General features: G+C 65.1%; 24 protein-coding genes. 13 read left to right on the forward strand and 11 right to left on the reverse strand.

Features of this window, described 5'->3' with window-relative positions; translation table 11 throughout:
- Position 1: 1 nt before the first annotated feature.
- The gene (locus tag I6F17_RS27530) at positions 2-1504 is read right to left on the reverse strand and encodes an NAD(P)/FAD-dependent oxidoreductase (RefSeq protein ID WP_225126260.1); all 1503 of its coding nucleotides are present in this window, start codon (positions 1502-1504) and stop codon (positions 2-4) included.
- A 125-nt stretch (positions 1505-1629) separates the two neighbouring features.
- The gene (locus I6F17_RS27535; RefSeq protein ID WP_225126251.1) at positions 1630-2388 is read right to left on the reverse strand and encodes a trypsin-like serine protease; all 759 of its coding nucleotides are present in this window, start codon (positions 2386-2388) and stop codon (positions 1630-1632) included.
- Between the two features lie 104 nt (positions 2389-2492).
- On the opposite strand from I6F17_RS27535, the gene I6F17_RS27540 reads away from it, so the two are divergent.
- Positions 2493-3128, forward strand: coding sequence for an HAD-IA family hydrolase (locus I6F17_RS27540; protein WP_036038481.1), 636 nt, complete (start codon positions 2493-2495; stop codon positions 3126-3128).
- 120 nt (positions 3129-3248) lie between these two features.
- Here I6F17_RS27540 and mtnA read toward each other — a convergent pair whose 3' ends face one another.
- The 3 genes from mtnA to I6F17_RS27555 all read right to left on the reverse strand — a co-directional run bounded on the left by mtnA (position 3249) and on the right by I6F17_RS27555 (position 5621).
- The gene (mtnA, locus tag I6F17_RS27545; protein ID WP_225126249.1) at positions 3249-4355 is read right to left on the reverse strand and encodes an S-methyl-5-thioribose-1-phosphate isomerase; all 1107 of its coding nucleotides are present in this window, start codon (positions 4353-4355) and stop codon (positions 3249-3251) included.
- Between the two features lie 30 nt (positions 4356-4385).
- Positions 4386-5261 carry an S-methyl-5'-thioadenosine phosphorylase gene (locus I6F17_RS27550; RefSeq protein ID WP_225126247.1) on the reverse strand — a complete coding sequence of 292 codons (876 nt, stop codon included), beginning with the start codon at positions 5259-5261 and terminating at the stop codon, positions 4386-4388.
- A gap of 87 nt (positions 5262-5348) precedes the next feature.
- Positions 5349-5621, reverse strand: coding sequence for a phosphopantetheine-binding protein (locus I6F17_RS27555; protein ID WP_225126245.1), 273 nt, complete (start codon positions 5619-5621; stop codon positions 5349-5351).
- A 362-nt stretch (positions 5622-5983) separates the two neighbouring features.
- Between I6F17_RS27555 and I6F17_RS27560 the strand changes: the two genes are divergently transcribed.
- From I6F17_RS27560 to I6F17_RS27590, 7 genes are all read left to right on the forward strand, one after another.
- Positions 5984-7201, forward strand: coding sequence for an acyl-CoA dehydrogenase family protein (locus tag I6F17_RS27560; RefSeq protein ID WP_225126244.1), 1218 nt, complete (start codon positions 5984-5986; stop codon positions 7199-7201).
- A 56-nt stretch (positions 7202-7257) separates the two neighbouring features.
- Complete coding sequence (locus I6F17_RS27565) at positions 7258-8238, forward strand: amino acid--[acyl-carrier-protein] ligase (protein WP_225126242.1); 981 nt, start codon at positions 7258-7260, stop codon at positions 8236-8238.
- Positions 8239-8333: 95 nt separating this feature from the next.
- Positions 8334-9209 carry an acyl-CoA acyltransferase gene (locus I6F17_RS27570; protein WP_225126241.1) on the forward strand — a complete coding sequence of 292 codons (876 nt, stop codon included), beginning with the start codon at positions 8334-8336 and terminating at the stop codon, positions 9207-9209.
- Between the two features lie 228 nt (positions 9210-9437).
- Positions 9438-12299, forward strand: coding sequence for a PAS-domain containing protein (locus I6F17_RS27575; protein ID WP_225126239.1), 2862 nt, complete (start codon positions 9438-9440; stop codon positions 12297-12299).
- A 201-nt stretch (positions 12300-12500) separates the two neighbouring features.
- Entirely contained in the window at positions 12501-13478 is a 978-nt protein-coding gene (locus tag I6F17_RS27580; RefSeq protein WP_225126237.1) for a tripartite tricarboxylate transporter substrate binding protein, read from the forward strand.
- A gap of 183 nt (positions 13479-13661) precedes the next feature.
- Positions 13662-14147: a tripartite tricarboxylate transporter TctB family protein gene (locus tag I6F17_RS27585; protein ID WP_225126234.1), complete on the forward strand. Its 486-nt coding sequence runs from the start codon at positions 13662-13664 to the stop codon at positions 14145-14147.
- Between the two features lie 5 nt (positions 14148-14152).
- Positions 14153-15661, forward strand: coding sequence for a tripartite tricarboxylate transporter permease (locus tag I6F17_RS27590; protein ID WP_225126232.1), 1509 nt, complete (start codon positions 14153-14155; stop codon positions 15659-15661).
- 114 nt (positions 15662-15775) lie between these two features.
- Here I6F17_RS27590 and I6F17_RS27595 read toward each other — a convergent pair whose 3' ends face one another.
- Positions 15776-17467 (reverse strand): bifunctional diguanylate cyclase/phosphodiesterase, encoded by a 1692-nt coding sequence (locus I6F17_RS27595; RefSeq protein WP_225126230.1) that lies wholly within the window; start codon positions 17465-17467, stop codon positions 15776-15778.
- 221 nt (positions 17468-17688) lie between these two features.
- Here I6F17_RS27595 and I6F17_RS27600 point away from each other — a divergent pair, with 221 nt between their 5' ends.
- Positions 17689-17949, forward strand: coding sequence for a hypothetical protein (locus I6F17_RS27600; RefSeq protein ID WP_036038508.1), 261 nt, complete (start codon positions 17689-17691; stop codon positions 17947-17949).
- A gap of 215 nt (positions 17950-18164) precedes the next feature.
- Here the strand turns inward: I6F17_RS27600 and I6F17_RS27605 are convergent, their stop codons facing one another.
- The 3 genes from I6F17_RS27605 to mtgA all read right to left on the reverse strand — a co-directional run bounded on the left by I6F17_RS27605 (position 18165) and on the right by mtgA (position 19974).
- The gene (locus I6F17_RS27605) at positions 18165-18806 is read right to left on the reverse strand and encodes a hypothetical protein (RefSeq protein WP_225126227.1); all 642 of its coding nucleotides are present in this window, start codon (positions 18804-18806) and stop codon (positions 18165-18167) included.
- Between the two features lie 139 nt (positions 18807-18945).
- Entirely contained in the window at positions 18946-19128 is a 183-nt protein-coding gene (gene rpmF, locus I6F17_RS27610; RefSeq protein WP_007598106.1) for a 50S ribosomal protein L32, read from the reverse strand.
- A gap of 171 nt (positions 19129-19299) precedes the next feature.
- The gene (gene mtgA / locus I6F17_RS27615) at positions 19300-19974 is read right to left on the reverse strand and encodes a monofunctional biosynthetic peptidoglycan transglycosylase (protein WP_036002223.1); all 675 of its coding nucleotides are present in this window, start codon (positions 19972-19974) and stop codon (positions 19300-19302) included.
- Between the two features lie 161 nt (positions 19975-20135).
- Between mtgA and I6F17_RS27620 the strand changes: the two genes are divergently transcribed.
- Positions 20136-21059 (forward strand): polyprenyl synthetase family protein, encoded by a 924-nt coding sequence (locus tag I6F17_RS27620; protein WP_036038510.1) that lies wholly within the window; start codon positions 20136-20138, stop codon positions 21057-21059.
- Between the two features lie 79 nt (positions 21060-21138).
- Here the strand turns inward: I6F17_RS27620 and I6F17_RS27625 are convergent, their stop codons facing one another.
- Positions 21139-22932 carry a caspase family protein gene (locus I6F17_RS27625; RefSeq protein WP_225126225.1) on the reverse strand — a complete coding sequence of 598 codons (1794 nt, stop codon included), beginning with the start codon at positions 22930-22932 and terminating at the stop codon, positions 21139-21141.
- Positions 22933-23115: 183 nt separating this feature from the next.
- The gene (locus I6F17_RS27630) at positions 23116-23544 is read right to left on the reverse strand and encodes a GFA family protein (RefSeq protein ID WP_225126325.1); all 429 of its coding nucleotides are present in this window, start codon (positions 23542-23544) and stop codon (positions 23116-23118) included.
- A 94-nt stretch (positions 23545-23638) separates the two neighbouring features.
- Here I6F17_RS27630 and I6F17_RS27635 point away from each other — a divergent pair, with 94 nt between their 5' ends.
- The 3 genes from I6F17_RS27635 to I6F17_RS27645 all read left to right on the forward strand — a co-directional run bounded on the left by I6F17_RS27635 (position 23639) and on the right by I6F17_RS27645 (position 26705).
- A complete protein-coding gene (locus tag I6F17_RS27635; RefSeq protein WP_036038516.1) occupies positions 23639-24013 on the forward strand; it encodes a nuclear transport factor 2 family protein in 375 nt (124 codons plus the stop codon).
- Positions 24014-24193: 180 nt separating this feature from the next.
- Complete coding sequence (bla, locus tag I6F17_RS27640; protein WP_225126222.1) at positions 24194-25051, forward strand: class A beta-lactamase; 858 nt, start codon at positions 24194-24196, stop codon at positions 25049-25051.
- Between the two features lie 46 nt (positions 25052-25097).
- On the forward strand, positions 25098-26705 hold the full coding sequence (locus I6F17_RS27645; RefSeq protein WP_225126219.1) for a Na+/H+ antiporter: 1608 nt from the start codon (positions 25098-25100) through the stop codon (positions 26703-26705).
- The last annotated feature ends 84 nt before the right edge of the window (positions 26706-26789 follow it).

Consider the following 26789-nt stretch of genomic DNA (forward strand, 5'->3'; position numbering starts at 1 on the left):
CTCAACTGTAGACGAAAGCCTTGTCGTCCAGGTCCGTCTTCGGAATCTCGTCCTTCTCGGTCCAGTAATCCTGGCTGTGCTGCCATTCCGGCTTGTCGCCGCGCTTGGGCAGCAGGTTCATGTTGCGCATCATGTAGCCGGGGTTGAAGTTTTCCGGATCGATCCAGGGCAGGATCGGCATGTTGTGGTCTTCAGGTCGCAGCTTGACCTCGACCTTCTTTGCACCCTTCGCCTTCATGTGCCCGAGCAGCCGGCAAACGAAATCGGCGACGAGATCGACGCGCAGCGTCCAGCTGGCGCGGAAATAGCCGAACACCCAGACCATGTTCGGCACGCCCGTGAACATCATGCCGCGATAGGTGACGGTGTCGCCGAAGGCGAGCGGCTTGCCGTCGATCTCGAAGGCGATATCGCCGAGCGCGGCAAGATTGAAGCCGGTCGCAGTGACGATGACATCGGCCTCGAGTAGCTTGCCGGACTTGAGCTGGATGCCGTTCTCGACGAAGCATTCGATCTCGTCGGTGACGACAGAGGCCTTGCCGCTGGCGATGCCCTTGAACAGGTCGGCATCCGGCACGAAGGCGATGCGCTGCCGCCACGGCCGGTATTTTGGCGTGAAATGGGTCTCGACGTCGTAGTCGGGACCGAGCACGGCGCTGATCTGGCCGATCAGCTCCTTCTTCACTTGCTCGGGCTTGGACACGCAGAGCTTGGTGAACGCATCCTGCTCGAACAGGATCTTGCGCCGCACGATCTCGTGGATCCAGGCTTCGTCGACCTGCAGCCGGCGCAGCTCTTCCGCGATCTCGATGGCGTTGCGGCCGAGGCGGAAATAGGTCGGCGAGCGCTGCAGCATGGTGACATGGGCGCACTTGTCGGTGATGTTCGGCACCAGTGTTGCCGCGGTCGCGCCCGAACCGATCACGACGACCTTCTTGTTCGCAAGGCCGATGTCATCGGGCCAGGTCTGCGGATGGACGATGCGGCCTTTGAACCGGTCCATGCCCTTCCATTCCGGCGTGTAGCCTTCGGAATGGCGGTAATAGCCCTGGCACATCCAGAGGAAGTTCGCGGTGAAGGTCCTGGGCTCGCCGGTGTCGGTCGTCACGGCGTCGATGGTCCAGAGATTCTGCTCGCTCGACCAGCTCGCGGAATTGATCTTGTGCTTGTAGCGAATGTGCTTGGCGATATCGTTCTCGTCGATCACCTCCTTCATATAGGAGAGGATCTCCTCGGCGGTCGCAATCGGCGGGCCGACCCAAGGCTTGAAGCTGTAGCCAAAGGTATGCAGATCACTGTCGGAGCGAATGCCGGGATAGCGATGTGTGCTCCAGGTGCCGCCGAATGTTTCCTGCGTCTCCAGGATGACGTAGCTCGTGCCCGGAAGCTGCTTCTGGATGTGATAGGCGCTACCGATGCCGGAGATGCCGGCACCGACGATCAGCACGTCGAAATGTTCAGAAGCCTGTTTGGCCGTGGCGTGACTGCGAACAGCGACATTCATTGTTGCTTCTATGCCTTGCTTGTCTTTGTGGCCGTCCTTGATTGGACGGCGCGTTTCCTCCGCGACGGGCATGATCACCCGCCGCGCCTCCGCTTCAAAATGACATAGATCAAGTCGCGGTCAAATCACAGTGCCGCACCCCAGCTCCGCGCGGTCTGCACGATCCAGTCGCGATAGAGCGTCAGCGGCGTCACGCCGGTCAAGCCGCCGCAACCGGCGGCGCCGTTCGGTCCTGTCGACCAGCTGATGAGGCCGACGAGCACGGGACCGTTCGACCTGTCCTCGAACACGGGGCCGCCGGAATCGCCGGTGCAGGCGCCAATTCCGCCGCGAACACCGTTGGTTACGGGATCCACCAGACGGATCTGGAGCGTGCCGGGCTGTCCGGTCGCAACGAGGCCGGCGACGCGCGTCGTGCCGCCGCTCTTGCCATCACCGAGAACCGTGACGCCGATGCCGGCGACGACGAAGCGACTGCCGACCTGAATTGGAATCGTGGGCATGCCGACCGTCACCGTGGATTTTCCCTTCAGTGGAATTTCCAACTGCAGCAGCGCCACGTCGGCGGTGGCGCGATGCGCCTGCATCGCCTGCATGTTGAAGTTCGGATGGATCGCGACGGTGCGCACGTTCAGCAATTGCGGCTGGCCGTCGCCGCCGCGATCGACCACCTTGTAATCCGCGCCCGGCTGCACGCAATGGGCGACCGTCAACACCAGCTTCGGGGCGATCAGGCTGCCGGTGCAGAAATTGCCGCGCGAGCCGACGATGGTGACGACGGCGCGGGCGACGCCATCTGCCTGCGGCGTGCCGCCGCCGACGATGGCGTGAGCGGGCGCAGCGAGCAGCAGCGTAGCTGCGATGAGGGTGGCGAGCTTCTTCATGGGAACACGCATCGGCATCGATGAAGGCGGGCGATTGCTTCGGACTGGCCCTTGCCGATAGCGCATGCTAGCCCTCTTGGAAAGCAATTGACGAGGGCAGGACATTGGCGATCGAGGCGGTGATCTTTGATTTCGGCGGCGTGCTGACGAGCTCGCCCTTCGAGGCGTTCACTCGGTTCGAGACCGAGCGCGGCCTGCCCGCCGATATCATCCGGCGCACCAACGCCGCCAATCATCTGGAAAACGCCTGGGCCAAATTCGAACGGGCCGAGGTCGACATCGAGACGTTCGACGCATTGTTCGCCGCCGAATCGCTCGCGCTCGGTGCGGAGGTGCGCGGCCGAGACGTGCTGCCGCTGCTGCAGGGCGATCTGCGCCCGGAGATGGTCGAGGCCCTCAAGCGCATCAAGGCGCAATTCAAGACCGGTTGCATCACCAACAATCTGCCGGCCAATGCGATCGGCAGCATGACGGGGCGCTCCCTCTACATCGCCGAAGTCATGGTGCTGTTCGATCACGTCATCGAATCCGCCAAGATCGGTCTGCGCAAGCCGGATCCACGCATCTACCAGATGATGGTCGAGACGCTGAAGGTCGACCCGAGCAATTGCGTCTATCTCGACGATCTCGGCGTGAACCTGAAGCCGGCGCGTCAGATGGGCATGACCACGATCAAGGTGACGAGCGGGGCGCAGGCGATCGCGGAGCTGGAGACGGCGACGGGGCTGAAGCTGGGGTAGTTCGACATACGCGGTCATTGCGAGCGCAGCGAAGCAATCCAGAGTCTTTCCGCGGAGGGAGTCTGGATTGCTTCGCTGCGCTCGCAATGACGGTTGTGGCGAGATATCGCCCAACCAAATCTACTTCGCCGCCGTAGACGTCCGCTCCGGAAATGCCGACGCCAGCGCGGCGCGATCCGGCTTCAGCACGCCGCGCTCGGTGATGAGACCGGTGACGAGCCGCGCCGGCGTCACGTCGAAGGCGTAGTTCGCGACCGGCGAGTTTTCGGGCACGATGCGTACCGTCTCCAGCCGGCCGTCCGCGGTGCGGCCGGTCATGTCGGTGACCTCCACGCCGCTGCGCTGCTCGATCGGGATATCGCGGATGCCGTCATGGACGGCGAAATCGATCGTCGGCGACGGCAGCGCGACGTAGAACGGCACACCGTTATCATGCGCGGCAAGCGCCTTCAGGTAAGTGCCGATCTTGTTGCAGACGTCACCATTGGCGGCGACGCGGTCGGTGCCGACGATGGCGAGATCGACCATGCCGTGCTGCATCAGGTGCCCGCCGGTATTGTCCGGGATCACCGTGTGCGGCACGCCGTGATGGCCAAGCTCCCAGGCCGTGAGCGAGGCGCCCTGGTTGCGCGGACGCGTCTCGTCAACCCAGACATGGACCTTGATGCCGCGCTCATGCGCAAGATAGATCGGCGCCGTCGCCGTGCCCCAGTCGACGGTGGCGAGCCAGCCGGCGTTGCAATGGGTCAGCACGTTGACGACTTCGCCCGGCTTCTTCGCCGCGGTCGCCTCGATCAGCTTCAGGCCGTTGTCGGCAATGCCGCGATTGATCTCGACGTCCTGCTCGGCGATCTCGTCGGCGCGCGCATAGGCCGCTTCCGCCCGTTCCACCGGATCGATCGGCGCGAGCGCCGCGCGCATCTCGTCCAGCGCCCATTTCAGATTGATCGCGGTCGGCCGCGCCACGACCAGCGTGTCATAGGCGCGTTGCAGCCCGGCGTCGGAGGCGTCCTCGCGCATCGCGAGCGCCATGCCGTAGGCGGCGGTGGCGCCGATCAGCGGCGCGCCGCGCACCAGCATGTCCCTGATAGCAACGGCCGCATCTTCACACGAGGTCAGCCGCGCAACGACGAATTCATGCGGCAGCCGGCGCTGATCGATCGCGCCGACCGACCAGCCGTCGCGCTCGCGCCAGATGCTGCGGAAATGCTTGCCGTCGACCTTCATGGCATTCTGCCTTTTCGTTTTTCTTGCGTCTCACGCTCGCAGGATGCGCCCGGCCACCGCATCGAGCTTCTTCAGGAGCTCGGGATCGCGCGCCTCGGGCGCCGTGATCAGCGCGGTGTCGAGCGCACGGTCCGAACCAATCGGGCACGGCTCGTGCTCGCGCGGAAAGTCCCTGGCCAGCCGCGCCACCAGCGCCTTCGCCTTGTCGGCGTTCGAATTCAGCACGCGGATGATGTCCTGCACAGTGACCGCATCATGGTCGGGATGCCAGCAGTCGAAATCCGTCACCATGGCCACGGTGGCGTAACAGATCTCCGCCTCACGGGCGAGCTTGGCTTCGGGCATATTGGTCATGCCGATTACGGAATAGCCCAGCGTCTTGTAGGTCATGCTTTCCGCGTAAGTGGAGAATTGCGGCCCTTCCATGCAGACATAAGTGCCGCCGCGCGCGATCGCGATGCCTTCCGCCTCCGCGGCGGCCGCCAGATGGATGCGCAGCCGCGGCGAGACCGGGTGCGCCATCGACACATGCGCGACGCAGCCGCGGCCGAAGAACGAGCTCTCGCGCTTATGTGTGCGGTCGACGAACTGGTCGATGAGAACGAAGGTGCCCGGCGGCAGTTCCTCCTTCAAGGAGCCGCAGGCCGAGAGCGAGATCAGGTCGGTGACGCCGGCGCGCTTAAGCACGTCGATATTGGCGCGATAATTGATGTCGGAGGGGGACAGCCGGTGCCCCTTGTCATGCCGGGGCAGGAACACGATCGGCAGGCCGGCGATGGAGCCACGCCTTAAAGGAGCCGACGGCTCGCCCCAGGGGCTCTCGATCACCTCTTCGCGCGCACCCTCTAAGCCGGGCAGGTCATAGATGCCCGAGCCGCCGATGATGCCCAATACCGCCTGCGTCATGCCTGCTCCACCCTGTCCGCCAAATGCGACATGGTTAAGCTATGCCAGTTTTGCGGCGGATTTGGAACGGGGGGAGATGCGCCCCTGTTAAGCCGCGGTCGCCGGCTGGAGCTGCATCGCGACCATCCGCTCCAGCGTCTCGACGGACTGGAAATTCTCCGGCGTGATCTCGGACTGCGGAATGGTGAAGTCGAATTCGGCCTCGACGCCGAGCATGAGATTGACCATGTCCATCGAGGTCAGGCCGATATCGACGAGCTTGGCCGAAGGTGTAACCTCCGCGGTGAGCGAATTCTGTTCGAGAATGCCCTTCACCAGCTTGGTGATGCGGTTGCGCAAATCGCTATAGAAGGACTGCATCGGTAAAATTTCCCATCTTGTCTATCGGGGTCGGACCGGACCGCCGGCTACGATGGGTGCGGGCTGCCGGTCCTGCAATGGGCTGCACCAATACTTCGCGATTCTTAGTAAACGATGACTCAGATTGTCCGAAATCCGGGCTTCTTCCAGAGTCCTAACGCGATGCCGGAAAATCCGGTGATGCGAACAACCGGGCCTTAACTGTTCGTTCGGAATTGGGTTTTGTTTACCCTCTATTTCATCGACGAATTTGAATTAAATCCGTAGCCTCGTCTCACAAGCAAAGATGGCTGGAGGATCGCTTCAAGCGGCATCGCGAACGATGCCGGCGATCTCGAACGGCAAACCGGAGGCGGACGAGCATGAACGTGCGTGAAGCAGTCCTCACTGTCGACGAAATGCAGGCGAGCTTTTTCGAGCAGGGTCCCTCCCTGATCGAGCGCGCCGCCCGGACCGCCGCAGCGGCCGCGGCCGACGCCGACGAGGTCGATCGCGACGCCCGCTTCCCGCACCGGGCCTTCGACGTCGCACGCGAGCAGAAGCTGCTCGGCGTGATGATTCCGGTCGAGTTCGGCGGCTTCGGCGCCTCGATCCATGACGTCACCGACATCTGCTACACGCTCGGACGCGCCTGCGCGTCCACGGCGATGATCTACGCGATGCACCAGACCAAGGTCGCCTGCGTCGTCAGGCATGGCCATGGCATTCCCTGGATGGAAACCATGATGCGCCGGGTCGCGCGCGACCAGTGGCTGCTCGCCTCCTCCACCACCGAAGGCCAGAACGGCGGCAACATCCGCGCCAGCGCCGCCGCAGTCGATCATGCCGGCGACACCGTCTCGCTGGTGCGCGACGCCACCGTGATCTCCTACGGTGCCGAGGCCGACGGCCTCGTCACCATCGCCCGCCGGGCCACCGATGCTGCTGCCTCCGACCAGGTTCTGCTGGCCCTCGCCAAGGACGATTATTCGCTGAAACGGACGCTGGGTTGGGAAACGCTCGGCATGCGCGGCACCTGCTCGACCGGTTTCGAGCTGAAGGTCGATTGCCCCGCCGACCGCGTCTTCCCTGAAGCCTACGACAAGATCCACGCCCAGACCATGACGCCGTTCGCGCATCTGTGCTGGTCGTCGGCCTGGGCCGGCATCGCCGCGGCGGCCGTGACCCGCGCGCAGGCCTTCATCCGCAAGGCAGCGCGCTCGTCCGGCGGTCAGATGCCGCCGGCTGCGGCGCACTTCACCGCCGCCAAGATGTCACTGGCCAGGCTGCGCGCGCTGATCGCCGCCAATATCGACGCTTTCGCCCGTGTCGAGCATGACGAGCGTGCGCTCGGCTCGCTCGACTTCCAGTCGTCGATCACGCTTCTGAAGGTGCAGGCTTCCGAGCTCGCGGTCGAGACCGTGATGCATGCGATGCGCACCACGGGTCTTTCCGGTTACCGCAACGACGGCGAGTTCACCATGGGCCGCCACCTCCGCGACGTGCTGTCGTCGCCGATCATGATCAACAACGACCGGATCCTGGCCAATGCCGCGACATCGACATTGATGAGCGGGGTGCCGGCGAGCCTTCGCGACTGACGTACCCTCCGCGACCGATTCAACAAGAAAATTTTGAGATAGCAGGACATCGACCCATGAATATTGCCGTCCTCCCCGAATCGCCCGCGACCGCGCCGCAGCAGATCGATCCGCTCGATCATCTCGCCGACCGGCTGTTCCACCGCATGGGCGCCGACGGCGTCTATGCCCGTACCGCGCTCTATGAGGGCATCGTCGAGCGACTTGCCGCGTTGATCACCAGCCATCGCGAAGCCGGCACCGAGGTGATGCGCTTCCCGCCGGTGATGAGCCGCGCGCAGCTGGAAAAGTCCGGCTATCTCAAGAGCTTTCCGAACCTGCTCGGCTGCGTCTGCGGCCTGCACGGCACCGAACGCGAGATCAACGCTGCGGTGAGCCGTTTCGATGCCGGCGGCGACTGGACCACCTCGCTCTCGCCGGCCGATCTCGTGCTGTCGCCGGCCGCCTGCTATCCGGTCTACCCGATCGCGGCGAGCCGTGGCCAATTGCCGAAGGGCGGCCTGCGCTTCGACGTTGCCGCCGATTGCTTCCGCCGCGAGCCGTCGAAACATCTCGACCGGCTGCAATCGTTCCGCATGCGGGAATATGTCTGCATCGGCAGCCCCGACGATGTCGCCGATTTCCGCGAGCGCTGGATGGTGCGCGCGCAGAAGATCGCGACCGACCTCGGCCTCAGCTTCCGAGTCGACTATGCCAGCGATCCGTTCTTCGGCCGGGTCGGCCAGATGAAGGCGGTGAGCCAGAAGCAGCAGCAGCTCAAGTTCGAGCTGCTCATCCCGCTGCGCTCGGAAGAGCAGCCGACGGCGTGCATGAGCTTCAACTATCACCGCGAGCATTTCGGCACGACCTGGGGAATTCAGGACGCCGACGGCGAGCCGGCGCACACCGGCTGCGTGGCCTTCGGCATGGACCGCCTGGCCGTCGCCATGTTCCACACCCACGGCACCGATCTTTCCGCCTGGCCCGCCAAGGTGCGGGACATCCTCGCCCTGCAGCCGCCTGTCGCGGCCGAGGCCCATGGCGAAGGCTGGCGCTAGACCATGATCCGGAAAAGTGCGGAGCGGTTTTCCGAGAAGATCATGCTGAAACGATAGACCTCACGAGGCCGACCATTTCCACGGGCAAGACGAGCGTGATCCATACCAAGGTCCGATGCCGCGAGATCACCGAGTCCGACGTCGATAAGATCGCGGACTTGCTGACGCGCGGCTTCGTCGGCCGTTCACGCGACTACTGGATCCAGGGTCTGCGCCGGCAGGCCTTTCGGGCCGTGCCGGAGGGCTATCCGCGCTTCGGCTACATGCTCGACGACGACGGCAGGCCGGTCGGCGTGCTGCTCTTGATCTACAGCGAACGCAAGGAGGGCGAAGAGACCGCCATCCGATGCAATTTGTCGAGCTGGTATGTCGACCCGGCCTACCGCAACTACGCGCCGCTGCTGACCAAGATCGCCCAGCGGCACAAGCACGTTACTTACTTCAACATCAGCCCGGCGCAGTGGACCTGGCCGATCATCGAGACGCAGGGCTTTCGCGCCTATTGCCGCGGCATATTCTTCTCCGTGCCTGCGCTGGCGCGCGTCCCGCGCTGGAACGAGATCGAGGTCATTCCGCCGCACGCCAAGGAGATCAAGGGGCTTTCCGAGGCGGAGACCGAGCTTTTGACCCGACATGCGCGCTACAATTGCCTTAGCCTCGTCTGCCGCACGCCGATGGGAACCTTCCCCTTCATCCTGCAACCGGTGCGCATCCGTCGCGGTTTCATCGCACCGCCCGCCATGAAGCTGATCTATTGCCGGAGCACCGCAGAATTTGCCGAATGCGCCGGCCGCATCGGACGGCTGCTGCTGCGGCTCGGCAAGATCGCGGTGGCCGTCGATGCCAACGGTCCGGTTCCCGGGCTCGTCGGCATTTACACCGAGCGGCGCGGCCGGAAATACTTCAGGGGCCCGCACCAGCCACAGCTCGGCGACCTCACCGACACGGAGCTCGTGCTGTACGGGCCGTAGAGCAACGCCCGGCTCTGTAAATCTGTACGAGCGGAGCGGGAATACCGCCGCGCTCGTCCGGAGCTACGGCCTATCGCCTTGGCAGCGGGCCGTTTACGCGTGCGCTCACCATCGCCGGTCATTCTCCGTAAACTACAGCGCTTAAGGGAATTTTCCGGCCTGTTCGCTAGCCTCGGCGGCTGAATTAGGTTGCATTAAGTCTATTGCCTGCCGGGGCCCCGCCGACCCATGACGTCGATCCGCGACAGCGAGCTTGGTACAGGCGGTGAGCAGGGCCCTGACGCCCTGGTCGCGCTGAGCCAGCTTGCGCTCGACCACATGGAGCAAGGCGTCTGCGTCTACGATGCCGACAACCGGATCGTGCTGACGAACCAGCGCTACCTGGCGCTATTCGACATGTCGGCCGACATCGTGCGGGTCGGCACGAGCTACCGAGAGGTGCTCGCGCACAGCGCAAGCCGCGGCAACTTTGCGCAGGACCAGCTCGAGGCGTTGTATTCGACCCGGATGGCACAGATCGCCGCGGGCAAGCCGTTCCGCACCGAGCAAATGCTAGCGAGCGGCCTCGTCATGTCGCTCGAGCTGAAGCCGCTTCCCGGCGGCGGCTGGATGACGATCTGCGACGACGTCACCCGCCTCGCCCGGCTCGAAGCGGAACTGCGCGTGCAGACCGAGCGCAGCCAGCACGCGCTCGCCAACATGTCGCACGGACTGATCATGTACGACGTCGACAGCCGTGTCGTCGTCTGCAACGAACGGTTCCTGAAGCTCTACAACCTCGACCCCGAGATCGTGAAACCGGGCGTCGCGCATTCCACGGTGATCGAGCACTGGATGTCGCGCGGCAACCTGCCGGGCATGTCGAGCGACGAATTCTACCAGAACCGGCTGGAGGACGTGCGCACTAGGAAGCCGAAGACGCTGCTGGTGATGCGCTACGACGGACGGATGGTGCAGGCGGTCTCCCGCTTCCTGCCCGACGGCGGCTGGGTGACGGTGCACGAGGACGTCACGGAGCGGCTGCAATACGAGGAAACGCTGCGGCAGCAGAATTTCATCCTCGATGCGGCGCTGGAGAACATGGCGCACGGGCTCGCCTTCTTCGACAGCGACATGCGGCTTCGGGTCTGCAACTCCACCTACCTCAAGATCTATCTGTTGTCGCCGGAGGAGACCCGCCCCGGCACGCACCTCGCCGAGCTGATCGAGCGATCCATGGCGAACGGCGCGTTCTCCCCGGAATACAGCCCGCAGCAGATCCTCAAAGCCGCCCGCGCGCGGATCGCAAGCCGTGATTCCTCGCCGATGCGCCGGCGCATGTCGAACGACACGGTGATCTCGGTGCGCTATTGCGCGCTGGCCGAAGGCGGCTTCGTCGCCACCTATGAGGACATTACCGAGCGCGAGCGTGCGATCGAGGAGCTGAGCGAGCAGTACCGCCGGTTCGACGCCGCCCTGAACAACATGAGCCAGGGCCTGTGCATGCTCGACGCCAGCCTGCGCGTGATCGTCTGCAACCGCCGCTATATTGAGATGTATGGATTGTCGCCGGAGACCGTGAAGCCAGGCGTCTCGATGCGCGACATCATGGAGCACGCCTGCGAGCTCGGCATCCATCCGAACATGACCGGCGCCAAGCTCTATGCCGACTACGTCGAGAGGCTGCGCGAGGGCGAGCACACGCTGCACCGCCATTTGAACGACGGCCGCATCATCAAGCTCAACCACAAGCGGATGGAGCATGGTGGCTGGGTCGTGACCTATGAGGACGTCACCGAGCGCCACAAGGCCCAGGCCCGGGTGGCGCACATGGCGCGGCACGATTCGCTCACCGACCTGCCCAACCGCACGCTGTTCCGCGAGAAGATGGGCGAGGGGCTGAACCAGGTCGCGATCGCCGGCGGCGCCATGGCCGTGCTGTGCTTCGACCTCGACAATTTCAAGACCGTCAACGACCGCCTCGGCCACGCCGCCGGCGACCGCCTGCTGCGCTGGGTCGCGGCGCGCCTCAAGGAGAATGTCGGCGAGCACGACACCGTCGCGCGGCTTGGCGGCGACGAGTTCGCCGTGCTCCAGCGCGGGCCGCAGCCGCAATCGGCCGAGGCGCTCGCCCGCCGCCTGGTCGAGATCATCGGTCATCCGCCGCCGCTGGAAAGCCAGTCGATCCATGTCGGCGTCTCCGTCGGCATCGCGATCGCGCCCGACCACGGACTCGATGCCGATGAGCTGATGAAATGCGCCGACCTCGCGCTCTACCAGGCCAAGGCCAAGGGGCGCGGAGCCTATCAGTTGTTCGAGCCCGAGATGGAGGAACAGGCGCGCAGCCGGCACGCGCTGGAGCAGGACTCGGTCGGCGCGCTGGAAGGGCGTGAATTCCACCTGGTGTTCCAACCGCAGATGCGGCTCGATTCCTCCGAGCTCACCGGCTTCGAGGCATTGCTGCGCTGGAAGCATCCCTCGCGCGGCTTCGTCTCTCCGGCCGAGTTCATCCCGATTGCGGAGGAGAACGGGCTGATCGTTCCGATCGGCGAATGGGTGCTGCGCACGGCCTGCGCCACCGCCGCGTCCTGGCCCGGCGTCACCGTCGCCGTGAACCTGTCTCCGGTGCAGTTCCGCTCCCGCGGGCTGGTGGCGATGGTCACGAGCGCGCTCGCGGAAGCCGGCCTGCCGCCGCAGCGGCTCGAGCTCGAGGTCACGGAGACGGCGCTGCTCGACGACAGCAAGGCGACCATCGACATCCTGCACCAGCTCCGCGCACTCGGGGTGCGCGTCAGCCTCGACGATTTCGGGGTCGGCTATTCCTCCCTGAGCTATCTGCGCAAGTTTCCGTTCGACCGCATCAAGATCGATCGCTCCTTCGTCGGAACGCTCGGCGAAAGCCCGGAGAGCGTTGCCAGAACGATCGCGAGCCTCGGCTCCGTGCTCGGCGTCGAGACCACGGCCGAGGGCGTGGAAACCGAGGAACAGCTCGACTTCGTCCGCGAATGCGGCTGCACCGCGGTCCAAGGCTATTATTTCGGCAAGCCGTGTCTCGCCTCGGAAGTCGGTCGCACCATCGAGACGCTGAACACGGTCCGGCGCGTGGCCTGACCGCTTCGGCCGCTCAAATTCCGCCTCTCGGCACGCGGCCAAACGACGAATTGTCGCAGAGGTCGGCTCTGTCGGCGTTAGCTGACCGACGGCCGCACAGCGATGCGCGCAACACGCTTTTCTTCTCCGTCAAATTCAGGAACAATCGCCTCGGAACGAGAGACGGCGCCCCCAGAGAGGCCGCCGCGAGGGAGGCTTTCGATGTCGGGATACGGGCTGAAGACGATTGCATTTGCCGCGGTGCACGCCGTCATGGGCTTATTGCTCTCCACTGCGGTCAATGCGCAGGACTATCCAACGAAGCCGATCACGTTGATCGTGCCTTGGCCGGCCGGCGGATCGACTGATCTCTCGATGCGCGCGATCGCCGACAGCGCCTCGAAGGTGCTGGGCCAGCCGATCGTGATCGACAACAAGGCCGGCGGCAGCGGCACGGTCGGGCCGGCGACGATGGCCGCGGCGGCGAAGCCGGACGGCTATACCATCTCACAGATCCCGATCACCGTGTTTCGCCTGCCCTTGATGCAGGAGGTGTCGTGGGATCCGACAAAGGATTTCACCTATATCGTCCATCTCACCGGCTACACTTTCGGCGTGACCACGAGTGCGGAATCGCAATTCAAGAGCTGGAAGGACGTGGTGGAGTTCGCAAAGGCGAATCCGGGCAAGGTAACCTACGCCACGCCCGGCGCCGGCACCTCGCTGCATATCGGCATGGAGCAGATCGCCGCGATGTCCGGCATCAAGTTGACGCAGGTCCCTTTCAAGGGCGGCGCGGAGACTAACGCCGCCGTACTGGGACAGCACACCATGCTGCAGGCTGATTCCACGGGATGGCGGCCGCTGGTCGACGCCGGCAAGCTGCGGCTCCTGATGGTGTGGACCGGCGCACGCTCGCCGAACTATCCCGACGTGCCGACGCTGAAGGAGCTCGGCTATCCCATGGTGTATGATTCCCCGTTCGGCATTGCAGGACCGAAAGGGATGGATCCCAAGATCGTGGCCAAGCTGCACGACGCCTTCAAGAAGGCGGTCGAAGACCCCGCGGTGGTGGCGACGCTCGCCAAATACGACATGGTGCCGAACTACAAGAGCACCGAGGATTACAAGAAATTCATCGTCGAGGTCACGGAATCCGAGCGCAAAGTGATCGAGACGCTCGGGCTCGCGAAGAAGTAAGACCGCGCTGCTTGTGTCCCGGACGCGCTGCAGCGTGCAACGCTGCTGCGCAGTGCCGGCACCCATCTTCTTCGCCCACACGCATGGGCCCCGGCTCTGCAGCGCACCTGCCATAGCACGTCGAAGACGTGCATGAACGCAACTTGCGGTGCTGCGCTGCGTCCGGGGCACGAGAGAGAATCGATGAACGATCCAACCAACGTCAAGCTCCGCCTCAGCAACTCCGAACTCTGGGGCGGGCTGATCGGGCTCGCACTCGGCGGCTTCGTGATCTGGTCGGGCTTGAAGCTCAGGCTCGGCACCATCAACGATCCCGGATCCGGCTATGTGCTGTTCTACACGGGCATCCTGATGTGCGTGTTCGCGGGCGCGATCATCGTCTCGGCGATCACCGAGGGTGGGCCGACGCTGGCCTCGCGCTGGGAGAACGTGCGCTGGAGCAAGCCGCTTGTCCTCATCGCCTGCCTCACTGCATTCGCCTTCGCGCTGGAGCCGCTGGGATTCCTGCTGTCATCGATCCCGCTGATGCTGCTGCTGTTGCGGCTGATCGATCCGGTGCGCTGGACCCTTGCCGTTCCGATCGCGGTGCTGGTGCCATTGGGCATGTGGTGGGTGCTCAAGCGGCTGCTGTTGATCCAGTTGCCGTCAGGCCTGTTCGGGATCGGCTGACCCCCATGGATACGCTTGTCAACGTGGCACATGGATTCGGCGTCGCGCTGCTGCCGATCAACCTGCTCTACTGCTTCATCGGCGTGTTCATTGGCACGCTGGTCGGCGTGCTGCCCGGCATCGGCCCGATCTCGGCGATGTCGCTGCTGCTACCGGTGACGCTGTCGGGAACGCCGGAATCCGGCATCATCATGATGGCCGGCATTTATTACGGGTCGATGTATGGCGGCTCGACCACATCGATCCTGGTCAACATCCCCGGCGAGGCGGCCTCCGTCGTCACCTGCATCGACGGCCACCAAATGGCGAAGCAGGGCCGCGCGGGCCCCGCGCTCGGCATCGCCGCGTTCGGCTCCTTCGCTGCCGGCACCTTTGCGCTGGTCGCCTTGATGCTGGTGGCGCCGAAGCTCGCCAGTCTCGCCATTGCCTTCGGCCCGGCCGAGTATTTCAGCCTGATGGTGCTCGGCCTCGTCGTGCTCACCTTCCTCACCCAGGGATCGATGCCGAAGGCATTGCTGATGGCGTGCATCGGTGTCGTGCTCGGGCTGATCGGGCTCGACAGCATCACCGCGCAGCCGCGACTGACCTTCGGCCGCATGGAGCTGATCGACGGCATCGGCCTCGTGCCCGTGGTGATGGGCCTGTTCGGCGTCGCCGAGGTGCTGCTTAACACCGAGCAGGCGATCAAGCGCGACGTCATCAACACCAGGATCACCCATCTCCTGCCGAGCAAGGAGGACTGGAAGGCGAGCGCCGGTCCGGTCGGCCGCGGCACCATCCTCGGCTTTTTCCTCGGCATCCTGCCGGGCGGCGGCGCCGTGGTCTCGTCATTCGCGTCCTACGCGCTCGAGAAGCGGCTGTCGAAGACCCCTGAAAGGTTCGGCCACGGCGCGATCGAGGGCGTCGCCGGCCCGGAATCGGCGAACAACGCCGCAGCCGGCGGCGCCTTCATTCCGCTGATGACGCTCGGCATCCCGCCGAACGTGGTGATGGCGCTGCTGCTCGGGGCCTTCGTCATTCACGGCCTGCAGCCGGGCCCGCTGATGATCACGCAGAACCCCGGCCTGTTCTGGGGCATCGTCGCCAGCATGTATATCGGCAACGTCATGCTGCTGATCCTGAACCTGCCGATGATCGGCATGTGGGTGCAGCTGCTCAAGCTGCCCTACAACATCCTGTTCCCCCTGATCATCCTGTTCACGATCCTCGGCGTCTACTGCTCGAGCAACAACGTGTTCGACGTCTATGTGATGATCGCGTTCGGGATCATCGGCTATTTCATGCGCAAGCTCGGCTACGAGCCCGCGCCGCTGGTGCTGGCCTTCGTGCTGGGTCCGATGATGGAGAACAATTTGCGCAAGTCACTGATCCTGTCGCAGGGCGATCTCTGGACCTTCGTGCAGCGGCCGATCTCGGCAGTGTGTCTTGTGTTTGCCCTGGTGCTGCTGATCGCGCCGCTGCTGCCGTCGCTGCGCAAGAAGCGCGAGCTGGTGGCGCTGGACGAGGGAGCGTGAGGAGATCTCGTAGTCTGTAGGGTGGATTAGCCGAAGGCGTAATCCACCGCTTCTCTCTCGACGCGGACGGTAAAGTGGTGGGTTACGCCTTCGGCTAACCCACCCTACGCCATCTCAGCTCGCCGCAGGCAGCGCATCCGACGGCAGGCCCCACGGGCGCTCCGCCGAAGCCAGCCCGATCAGGCGGCCCTGGATGTAGTCGCAGCCCCAGTCGCGCAGCATGTTTGCGGCTTCGTCGCCCTGCACCCATTCGGCGACGGTCTTAATGTCGAGGCGGCGAGCGAGGTCGATCAGAGTCTGCACGAAGGCGCGATCGTCGGCGGAATGGGTGATGTTCTGCACGAAGGCGCCGTCGATCTTGACGATGTCCACGCCGAGCTTGCGCAAATTGCGGAACGAGGTGTAGCCGGCGCCGAAATCGTCGATGGCGATGCGGCTGCCGAAATGCTTGAGGCGGCTGACGAAGGCGCGGACGTCGTCGACGTCCTGGATCGCGACCGTCTCGGTGATCTCGACGATCAGCCGCTCGGCAACGCCGGGATGGGCCAGCATCAGCGATTCGATCCCCGCCCACCAGTCCGGATCCATGGTCGTATCCGGCGAGATGTTGAGGCTGAGGCAGACGTCGGGCGCCGCCGCAAGCTCGGCGACCACGAGCTCGAGCACGCGGTGATCGACCAGGCGGATCAGGCCGAGCCGTTCGGCGACCGGCACGATGTCGGGCGCGAGCAGCACCTGGCCGTCGCCCTGGTCCATCCGCACCAGGCATTCATGGAATGCGCGCTCGCGCGAGACAGCCGAGACCACGGGTTCATAGGCGAGCCTGATGCGGCGCTCGTTGAGCGCGGTGACGATCTCGTCGGTGACGCGGATGTTGACGCGGCGCTGTGCGTCGCGCGCGGCATCCGGACGCCAGGCCGCGAATGAGCCGGAGCGGCGGCGCTTGGCGGCGTCCAGCGTCTCGTGGGCGCGGTTGACGGCCTCGTCGGTGTTCCGGGCATAACGCGGCAGGCTGACCGCGCCGATCGAGGCGGTGACCGAGACCGGACCGGATTTGGTCGGCACCACCTCGTCGCGGATGCCGGCGAGGAAGCGCTCGGCGGCCACGTTCATGTCGTCGACGGTGCAGTTCTTCAGGATCAGGCCGAACTTGTTGCCGGAGAAGCGCCCCAGCACGTCGCCGCCGCGCAGGCGCGCGCGAATGCGCTTGGCGACGTCGAGGATCACGGCGTCGGCGACGTCGAAGCCGAAAGCATCGTTGACGCGCGCGAGATGATCGATGCCGACCAGCATGAAGGCGGCGGTCGAGCGGAAGCGCGTCGTCTCCTCGATCGCCTCGGCCAGCGCCGCGATCAGATGCGAGCGGTTGAGCTCGCCGGTCAGCGGATCGAGCCGGGCCAGCCTGCTCAATTCCTCGTCCCGGGCGTGGCGCTCATTGTTGATGCGGACGGAGCCGATCGCTCGCGTGGGACGACCGTCGGGACCAGCAAACCAGCGGCCGGTCTCCTCGATCCAGATCACGGGATCGGAGGCGCTCATGCGCACGCCGTACTCGATTCGGTAAGGGGTGCCGTCGGCGCCGTGCACCGGGGACGTCAGTGCCAGCGCCGCCGTCCGCAGCGTTTGCGCGGGCTCGATCAGCTTGGCGAATTCGGCGCCGGTCGAAAGCCGCTCGGCGGGAATGCCGGGGAAAACGGCGCTGACCTGCTCACCCCAGACGATGGCATCGCTGGCGATGTCCCAGGCGAACACGGCCTGACCGAGCGCGGCCAGGATGTCGGAGGCTTGCGGCAATCCAGGGGTCAAAGTCGCCTCGTTTCGGGACAGTGGAGAAGTCCTGAGCCGGCACAGGATAGAGCCAGATTCGCTGCCGAACCTAGGCAAAGTTGATAAACAATTTGGAAACCACGTTTCCGAAGGCGTCGGAACCAATCCGGCTCGGCCGGCATAGGCCTTGCGAGTACAGGACTCGCACCGGCGCCTGCGTCCCGAAACGCGACAGTCTCGCCGGATCAACGGTGATTGCGATGTTGGGTGCTGATCGATCGGACGCGGCGGACAACGGCACAGGCACGGCCCTGGTGCCGCTGATGCCGACGTTGCAGTGGGTCCGCAAGGCGCCGCTGCCGCGCCCCGATCCGAGCTTCGTCACACAATTGATCGCCAATGCCGAGCAGCTGCCGCAAACGAGCCGCCTCCGCCGCGCCTCTTCCGAGGATGCGCTGATGGCCTATGGCAGCAAGCGCCCGCTCGGAACCGTCAGCGCGCGTACGCGGCAGGTGGCTTAAGATTGATTGAAGTGAGAGCGCGCTTCTTACCTCTCGCCGCTTGCGGGGAGAGGTCGGATCGCCTCGGCGATGCGAAGCATCGTCCGGTGCGATCCGGGTGAGGGGTAGAGGTCCCACGGCTATCGCATCCGCGGAGAGAGACGCCCCTCTCTCCGTAAGAACGGGGCGAGGGAGCACACTGCCGCGGCGGTGAGATGCGAGCCAATTCAGAGAAATCAGCGCGGCGGCGTGTCGGAAGACGGTGTGCCGTTGCCCGGCTGCAGCCGCGGCGAGGGAATTTCCGGCGAGGGCGCGGTCTGCGCCGGCTTTGGCGCCGGGTGATCCATCAGCACGGATTCGGCGACGGATTGCGCGGTAGGCGCGGCCGGCGCCGGCTGCGGCGCGATCACCGGCTCGAACTTGCGCTCGGACTCCACGTCCTCCGCCGGCACTTCGGCCCTGCGCTTGGCCTTACGAGGGGCCGGCACCGTGGTCTCGGCGACATAGGTGACGCGGCGGCGCGTGCGCTGGGCGATGCCAGCGAAGAAGTCCGCCATCGCCAGCAGCACCAGCAGAAAGAAGGTGGAGTTGCCGAATTTGGGCCACATCACGAATTCGGCAGCGGCCGCGCCGAAGATGATCAGCGACAGCAAATGATCCATCAGGAATTTCGAGCCCGGCCGCGCACCCTTGACCACCTCTAACAGCAGCAAGACGACGCCGAGCGCGAGCAGGAGATCGGCGAGGGTGACCGGCCAGACCTCTCCGGACACCATAGGCACCTTGAACAGCACGTCCGTGAAGGACACGGTCGGCATCAGGAAGGCGATGATGTTGTAGACCGCGAGCGGAATCAGGAGCAGCGGGAAACCGACCATCGGCTTGATGCCTTCTCGATCAAGATATCCGGACAGAACAATGCAGCGGCGAAGCATCTGCTCCGCCGCCATCACCGTCTATCTCATGGGTTGGCCGAATGGGGCGGGTCCGATCTCCCGCCCGAGAAAGATCCTGGCTTCAGGACTCTTTCTTCTTCAGGACCTGGCGGCCCTTGTACATGCCGGTCTTGAGGTCGAGATGGTGCGGACGACGGAGCTCGCCGGAGTCCTTGTCTTCCACATAGGTCGGCTTCTTGATGGCGTCCGCCGAGCGGCGCATGCCACGGCGCGACGGCGAGGTTTTTCTTCTCGGAACGGCCATTTCAATATCCTCTAGGGATTGGTGTCATCAGGGCATCGTCCGCGAAGGGACGGCTCAGCACCCGCAAATAACGAGGCGAGCTGAATGCCGATCAAGGCCGCGCTTATAGAGGAAGGCTGGCCCTAAAGCTAGGCTCTTGGGCCGGAAAATGCGCCCGGAACGGGCCAAAAATCAACGATTTTCCCGCCAACAGGTCGCAAGCGAGCTCGCCTGCCCCCGCGCCATATAGGTGGCTGCCAGCCGCCGGACGCCCGGTCCCGGGGTCCGGGCGCTGCGCTTGACCGGATTCGGCAGGATCGAGGCCAGAAGCGCCGCCTCGCGGGGCGAGAGGCTTTCGGCCGATTTGCCGAAGGCATAGGCGCTGGCCGCCTCGACCCCGAACTGCCCCTGCGGGCCGAGCTCGGCGATGTTGAGGTAGATTTCGAGAATCCGCTGCTTCGGCAGGACAAGGTCGATCCAAAGCGCCAGCGGGAATTCGAGCGCCTTGCGAACGAAGTCGCGCCCCTGCCACAGGAACAGGTTCTTCGCGACCTGCTGGGTGATGGTGGAGGCGCCCCGGAAGGCGGTGCCGTCCTCCCTGGCGTCGTCGATCGCCTCGCGCAGCGCCCCCCAATCGATGCCGTGATGCTTGCAGAAATGGGCATCCTCGGCCGCCACCACCGCGCGCGGCAGAGAGGGCGACATATCAGCGAGATCGATCCACTCCCGCTGCATCGGCGCGCCCCGCAGGCTGCGCCAGGCCATCAGCGTCGAAACTGGGTGGCCGGTGCGGTAGAACGGCGCAATCACATAGGGCGCGAGGACCACGAGCGCGAGCACCACCAGCAGGATTTTGACGATGCGCAAATCGACCTTTCCGGCACGAACTGACGAGCGGCCACGGGCTGGAGCATTAAGTCTGTGATAATTCGGGCCTTTTCCAGCACTTTTTAGGCCTTCCAAACGATTGACTGGCGCGGGCGCATAAAGGATTGTCCCGCCGAATTTTAGTTCTGGAGCCCTTCTTGATGACCGGCACGTCCCCGTCCGATTTCGCCAAACGTCTGGACAAGACCGCTGATGACACCGAAGCCCTGCTCGGGCGCCTGCTGTCGGACGACATCCTGCATGACGAAATCGCCCGGCCCAAGCGACTGATGGACGCAATGCGCTATTCGAGCCTCAACGGCGGCAAGCGCCTGCGGCCGTTCCTGGTGGTCGAGAGCGCCGCCGTGTTCGGCGTGCCGCGCGAGGCGGCCCTGCTCGTGGGCGCCGCGCTCGAATGCATCCATTGCTATTCGCTGATCCATGACGACCTGCCGGCCATGGACAATTCGGACCTGCGCCGCGGCCGCCCCACCCTGCACAAGCAAACCGACGACGCCACCGCGATCCTCGCCGGCGACGGCCTCCTGACGCTCGCCTTCGATATCATCACCCGCGACGAGGTCCATCGCGACGCCAATGTGCGGCTGCTCTTGACGCGTGCACTGGCGCGCTGCGCCGGCATCGGCGGCATGGTCGGTGGCCAGATCCTCGATCTCGCCGGCGAAGGCCGCTTTGGCGGCAACGAGCCGATCGACGTCGCCCGTATCCAGCAGATGAAGACCGGCGCGCTCTTGCGCTACGGCTGCATTGCCGGCGCGATCCTCGGCCAGGCCTCGAAGGCGGAATATCAGGCGCTCGACGATTACGGCCGCGCGCTCGGCGAAGCCTTCCAGATCGCCGACGATCTGCTCGACGTCGAGGGCGATGCGGCCGCGCTCGGCAAGCCGGCCGGCGCCGATGCCGCGCTCGGCAAGACCACCTTCGTGACCCAACTCGGGATCGAAGGCGCCAAGCAGCGCGTGCGCGACCTGCTCGCGCGCGCCGACAGCGCCGTCTCGATCTTCGGCGACCGCGCCGCCGTGTTGCAGGCCGCCGCGCGTTTCGTGGCCGAGCGGAAGAACTGAGCTAAAGCGCGATGCGATCAGGATGAATCGTCGTCGCGCTTTAGGTTATTGTTCGAGTGGTCAGGAAGGCCGTGCCATTTCAGTTGCAGACCTCGACATTGGCGTCGACGTGGGGGCCGCCGCCGCCGCGATAAACGAGGCGGCAACCGGGCCTGACCGGCCGGCAGAGCAGAGCGTTGCAAAAGATCTGACCACTGCCGCTCGATGCACGACCCGCGCCAGCCGCCGCGGCTGCACCGTAGCCGCCCGCTGCAGCACCGGCCCGCTGCCGCGCGGGGCGGTCCTCGCCGTCGTCGCGCCGCGAGGTCGCGGGCTTTGACGCGGGCTTGGCGGCGCGCTTCTTCTCGCATTCATTGTCGTCGTTCAGCACATAGCCGTTGCCGCAAACGATCCTGGTGCACTTGTCGCCTTCGGCCTTGAAACCGTGCTCGCAGACCAGCGGGCAGACCCGCGACGGCTTGGCCTTGACCGCATCGAGTGCATCGGTGCTCGCCACCTTCACGTCGAGCTTGGTGCCGGCATAGCGGTTGAACTGCGACAGCGACCGCTGCGAGGACGTATTCCAATTGCCGTCGGCCTGCCCGGAGAAGCAGCCGACGCGGCCGAGCTCGCTCTGCACCGAGCGGTTGAGGTCAGCCGGCGCGGTCGCCGGGGTGAGCGCGGCGACGTTGGTGCCGGAGGCGCTCGTGGTGTTGCCCGGCGCAACGCCCGGCGCCGTGGCGGCGAGGTTGACGCGCTGCTGCTCGGCGGCGGCCGCCTGCTGCTGTGCCTGCTCCTTCGCCTTCTGCGCAGCAAGCTGCGCCTGCTCGGCGGCCTTCGCATCGGCCGCGGCCCTGGCTTGCGCATCCTTCTGCGCGCCGAGCGCAGCAAGGCGGTCGCGCTCGGCCTCGGCCTGCTTCGCTTTCGCGATCGCCGCCGCATGCGCCTGCTCGGCGCCGATCTTCTCGAGCTGGAGCTTGGCAAGGCTCGCATAGAACCCGTCGGGATGCTGGGCGAGGAAGGCTTCCCACGCCGGCCGGTTGCCAACCTGGAGCGCGAGCTCGTAGTCGCGGCGGATATCGGCCTGGGGATTGGCTACGGGCGCCGCCGGCGCCAGCTTGACCGGCACCAGCGGCACGTCCTCGCCACCCAGCGAGCCATAGACGAACGGCTCCTGCTTGTTGCCGGTCGACTTCAGCACATCGTCGCGCACGAAGCCGAAGGCGCGGCGGACGTCGAGGCCCGGCGTCGTCAGATGCTTCGACAGCGCGATGGTGAACGGGCTGTTGGCACCGTCGCCGTCCTGCGCGGTGAAGCCGGCCTTGGCCGAATAGGCGATCAGCGTGTTGGGGCTGGACGGCTCGACCTGGGCGAGGCCGCGGCCGATGCCGCGCGAAGCGACCGTGCGCTTCATCCGCTTGCTGAACGGATTGTCGCGGCAGGCATCGAGGATCACCAGACGCAATTGCTTGGCGGGCTCGACCGCGACCAGGACACGGTCGAGGGAGAGCGCCTCGTCAAAAACGTCGGTGTCCCGCTCGAGCTTGGCATCCACCGGGATCAGATAGTTCGAACCCTCGACCTCGATGCCGTGGCCGGCGTAGTAGACCACGGCGATTTCGGCGTCGCGGGTCGCGTCGGCGAAGTCGCGGAGCACGCGCCGTGTCTCCAGCGCCGACAGATCGTGCCGGGAGTCGACGACGTCGAAGCCGGCCTCCTTCAGGGTCTTGGCCATCACCGACCCGTCATTGACAGGATTGGCGAGCGAGGGCGCGTGCTGATAAGCCGAATTGGCCAGCACCAGCGCCACGCGTTTTCCAGCAAAAGCCGGCCCGGCGCCGAACATCAGGCCGAGGGCGACGAAAAGCGGACAAAGTCTGAGCAAGCTGCGCATGACACGACTTCCGATAGGTTCCGGGCCGTCCGGCCCTTTGGGACCGCTTTAGCAACATCCTCCGCCGGCGCTTGTGATGGAGGTCACGAAGCGGACCCCGGCGGCAGGCCGTACGACCTCTCTTGTTTGTCGCGCCAGCGCTGTCGCGGTTCGCCACCGAGCGGCGGTGCGGACCGGGTTCCGTCAGACAACCCCGATGTGCTCCCGATATTGCGGCAGGTCGTCCGTAATTTCATGCCAGGGCGCCTTCGAGCCAACGAAAATATGGGCGCTCGGCCGGATCGAGGGGGCATCGACCAGGGTTCCCATGGCGACGTGGACCCACTCTCCTTCTCGGACCCGGGAATAGAGCAGCGAGCCGCAACGGCCACAATGCGCGTCGTGGGCGGTGTCGTCGCCGAAGATCATCCGGAGGTCGCAACCCTTGACAATGCGGAGCCGGTCTTGCCGGATGCCGGCGAAGGGCTTGAAGGCGGCACCGGTGGTGCGCCGGGAGTTCGAGCAGTGGCAGTTCATCGCATAGGCGAACGCATCGGCCACCTCGAAGCGCACGGCGCGGCAAAAGCATTCGCCGACAAGAATGCGAGCGTTCGAATTTTCTGATTCTGTCATCGTGACGCCTTCACTCAAATCGCTGACACACCCATAGCGCATTTCGACGTGTACGACTAAGTTGGCCCGAAGCCATCATGCAAAGGAACGATCCATGAGCCAGGACCGGTCGAGCGTCGAAGCCGTCGTGCAATCCTATTTTGACGGACTTTACGAGGGCAACGCCGACAAGCTCGGCGCCATCTTCCATCCCTCCGCCGATCTGCGCTGGGTCGAAAAGGGCGAGCTCCAGGTTCTGACTGTGCCGGACTGGCTCGACCGCGTGCGCAAGCGCGCCTCGGCCAAGGCCGAAGGCAAGCCGCGCGAGGACTTCATCGTCACCATCGACCGTTCGGACGACAAGACCGCCTTCATCAAGGTGCGCTGCCAGCTGCCGCCGCGCTATTTCACCGATTATCTCGTGGCGATGAAGCTCGCCGACGGCTGGCAGATCGTGTCGAAGTCATACCGATATGATTTGAGGGAGTGACGGGCGCCGTCCTGCTGCCCGAATTCGGACGCACTCGCTATCCAATTCTCCGTCATTGCGAGCGCAGCGAAGCAATCCAGAATCTCACCGCGGAGACAGTCTGGATTGCTTCGCTGCGTTCGCAATGACGACGCGGCAGCGTCCGCTCCATCTCCCACCTCTGCTCGCCTGGAAATCACCATGCTTGTCGACCGCCGCTCCCTGCTCGCCTCATTCGCCTGGTTGACCGCCTCTCCTGCGCTCGCCGGGGATGCCCCATCAGAATTCGAATCCTACGAGCGCGAGAGCGGCGGGCGGATCGGGCTCTATGCGGAGAATCTCGCAACCGGCAAGAAGCTCGCCTGGCGCGCCGACGAACGGTTCGTGATGTGCTCGACGTTCAAGGCTTCGCTCGCCGCCAACGTGCTGGCGCGGGTCGATCGCGGCGAGGAGCAGCTCGCGGCCATGATCCCCTATGGCCAGGCGGATCTGCTGGAATACGCGCCGGTGGCGAGGGAAAATCTCGCGGCCGGCAAGATGTCGGTCGGCCAGATGTGCAAGGCCATCGTCGAGCTCAGCGACAACACCTGCGCCAATCTGCTGCTGGCGCGGATCGGCGGCCCCGCCGCGCTGACCGCCTTCTGGCGGTCGATCGGAGATACCACCTCGCGGCTCGACCACAACGAGCCCGAGCTCAACCGCTCGCAGCCCGGCGACCCCCGGGACACAACGACGCCGGCGGCGATGGCGGGAAATTTGCGCCGGCTGGTCACGGGCGAGGCGCTGTCACCTGCTTCGCGGGTCCTGCTCACCGACTGGATGGTGAACTGCAAGACCGGCGCAAATCGCCTGCGTGGCGGACTCCCGGCAGGCTGGAAGATCGGCGACAAGACCGGCAACAACGGCAAGGACGCCTCGGGCGACATCGCGGTCGCCTGGCCGAAGCCGGATACGCCGATCCTGATCGCGGCCTATACCCAGGGCGGCACGCCGAGCGCGGCGCAGATCACATCCGCGTTCGCGCGGATTGGGCGGATGGTGGCCGAACGGCTGGCGTGAGCCGCGCATTGACCTAGCCGTCGCTTCCGGGTCAAGACAGACCATCATGGAAGCGAAGTTTCAGACCTTTCTCATCCTGCTGGCCGTGCTGGCAGGCGTGGCACTGGCCGCGCGACGCTTCAACGTCGCCCCTGCCATCCTGCTGATGCTGGCGGGCGTCGGCCTCGCTTTCGTGCCGGGCATGCCGACTGTGGAGCTGCCGCCGGAGCTGGTGCTGCTGGTGGTGCTGCCACCACTGATCTACTCGGCCAGCGTCGCGATGAGCTGGCGCGAATTCAAGAAGAACCTGCGTCCGATCGTGCTGCTCGCGGTCGGCGCCGTGATCTTCACCACGGCGATGGTGGCGGCCGCCACACACTACATGATCGGCCTGCCCTGGACCGTCGGCTTCCTGCTCGGGGCCATCGTCGCGCCGCCCGATGTGGTGGCGCCGCTCGCGATCGCCCGCCGGCTGAACATGCCGCGCCGCATCCTGGTCGTGCTCGAAGGCGAAGGTCTCGCCAACGATGCCACCGCACTGATCCTCTATCGCTTCGCGCTCGCCGCGATCCTCGTCGGCCACTTCTCACTGCCGCTCGCGGCCGGTGAATTCCTCCTCATCGTCGCCGGCGAGATCGCCTTCGGCATCGGCGTCGGCTGGCTCTCCTTGCGCCTTCGCAAATGGTCTGGAGATCCGCAGGTCGAGCTGACGCTGTCGCTGATCACGCCCTATGTCTCGTACTGGCTGCCCGAGCATGTCGGCGGCTCCGGCGTGATCGCAACGGTGGCCTGCGGGCTCTATGTCAGCTGGAACGGCCCATTGCTGATCTCCTCGGCGACGCGCCTGCAAGGCATCTTCTTCTGGGATCTCGTGATCTACCTGATCGAGGGCATGCTGTTCCTGCTCACCGGCTTCCAGATGCGCGCGCTCTACGAGAAATCAAAGACTTTTCCGCTCGACGACATTCTCATCGCAACCGCATTGGTCCTGGTGATCGTCGTGATCGCGCGTTTTGCCTGGCTCTATCCCGCAACTTATCTGCCGCGAATGCTCTCCAGGTCGCTGCGCGAGCGCGATCCTTCGCCGCCATGGCAATGGCCATTCGTGCTCGCCTTCACCGGCGTGCGCGGCGCGGTGTCGCTGGCCGCCGCGCTGGCGCTGCCGTTCACGCTGCCGAATGGCGAGGCGTTTCCGTATCGCGACCTGATCCTGTTCGTCGCCTTCGGTGTCATCTTCGTGACGCTGATCGGCGTCGGCCTGACGCTGCCGCCGATCGTGCGGTGGCTCGGCGTCGCCGAAGCCGGTCGTCACGAGCATGCCGCCGAGCACGAAGCGGAGATCGCCGCGCGCCGTCAGGCGCTGGAGGCCGCGCTGAAATCGCTCGACGCGCTCACGGCGGAAAAAGAGGTTTCCGACGAGGTGATGCGGCTGCTGCGCGCCCGCCACGACATCCGCCTCAACCAGCTCCCGGACTCGCTCGATCCCAACCGTCACGACATCTCTGCCGCCGGCACCGCTCTGACCCGCGACCTGATCGCCGCCGAGCGCAAATTCATCCACAACCTCCTGCGCGACGGCCAGATCACCGACGAGACGCGGCGGCGGATCGAGCGCGATCTGGATCTGGAGGAGGCGAGCCTGGCGAATAGGGAATATCGGGCCGGGCCGCTGTAGCTTCCTCGTCATTGCGAGCGCAGCGAAGCAATCCAGACTGCCGCCGCGGAAAGACTCTGGATTGCTTCGCTGCGCTCGCAATGA

Source organism: Bradyrhizobium sp. NBAIM18, assembly GCF_020193825.1.
GTDB classification, from domain to species: Bacteria; Pseudomonadota; Alphaproteobacteria; order Rhizobiales; family Xanthobacteraceae; genus Bradyrhizobium; species Bradyrhizobium yuanmingense.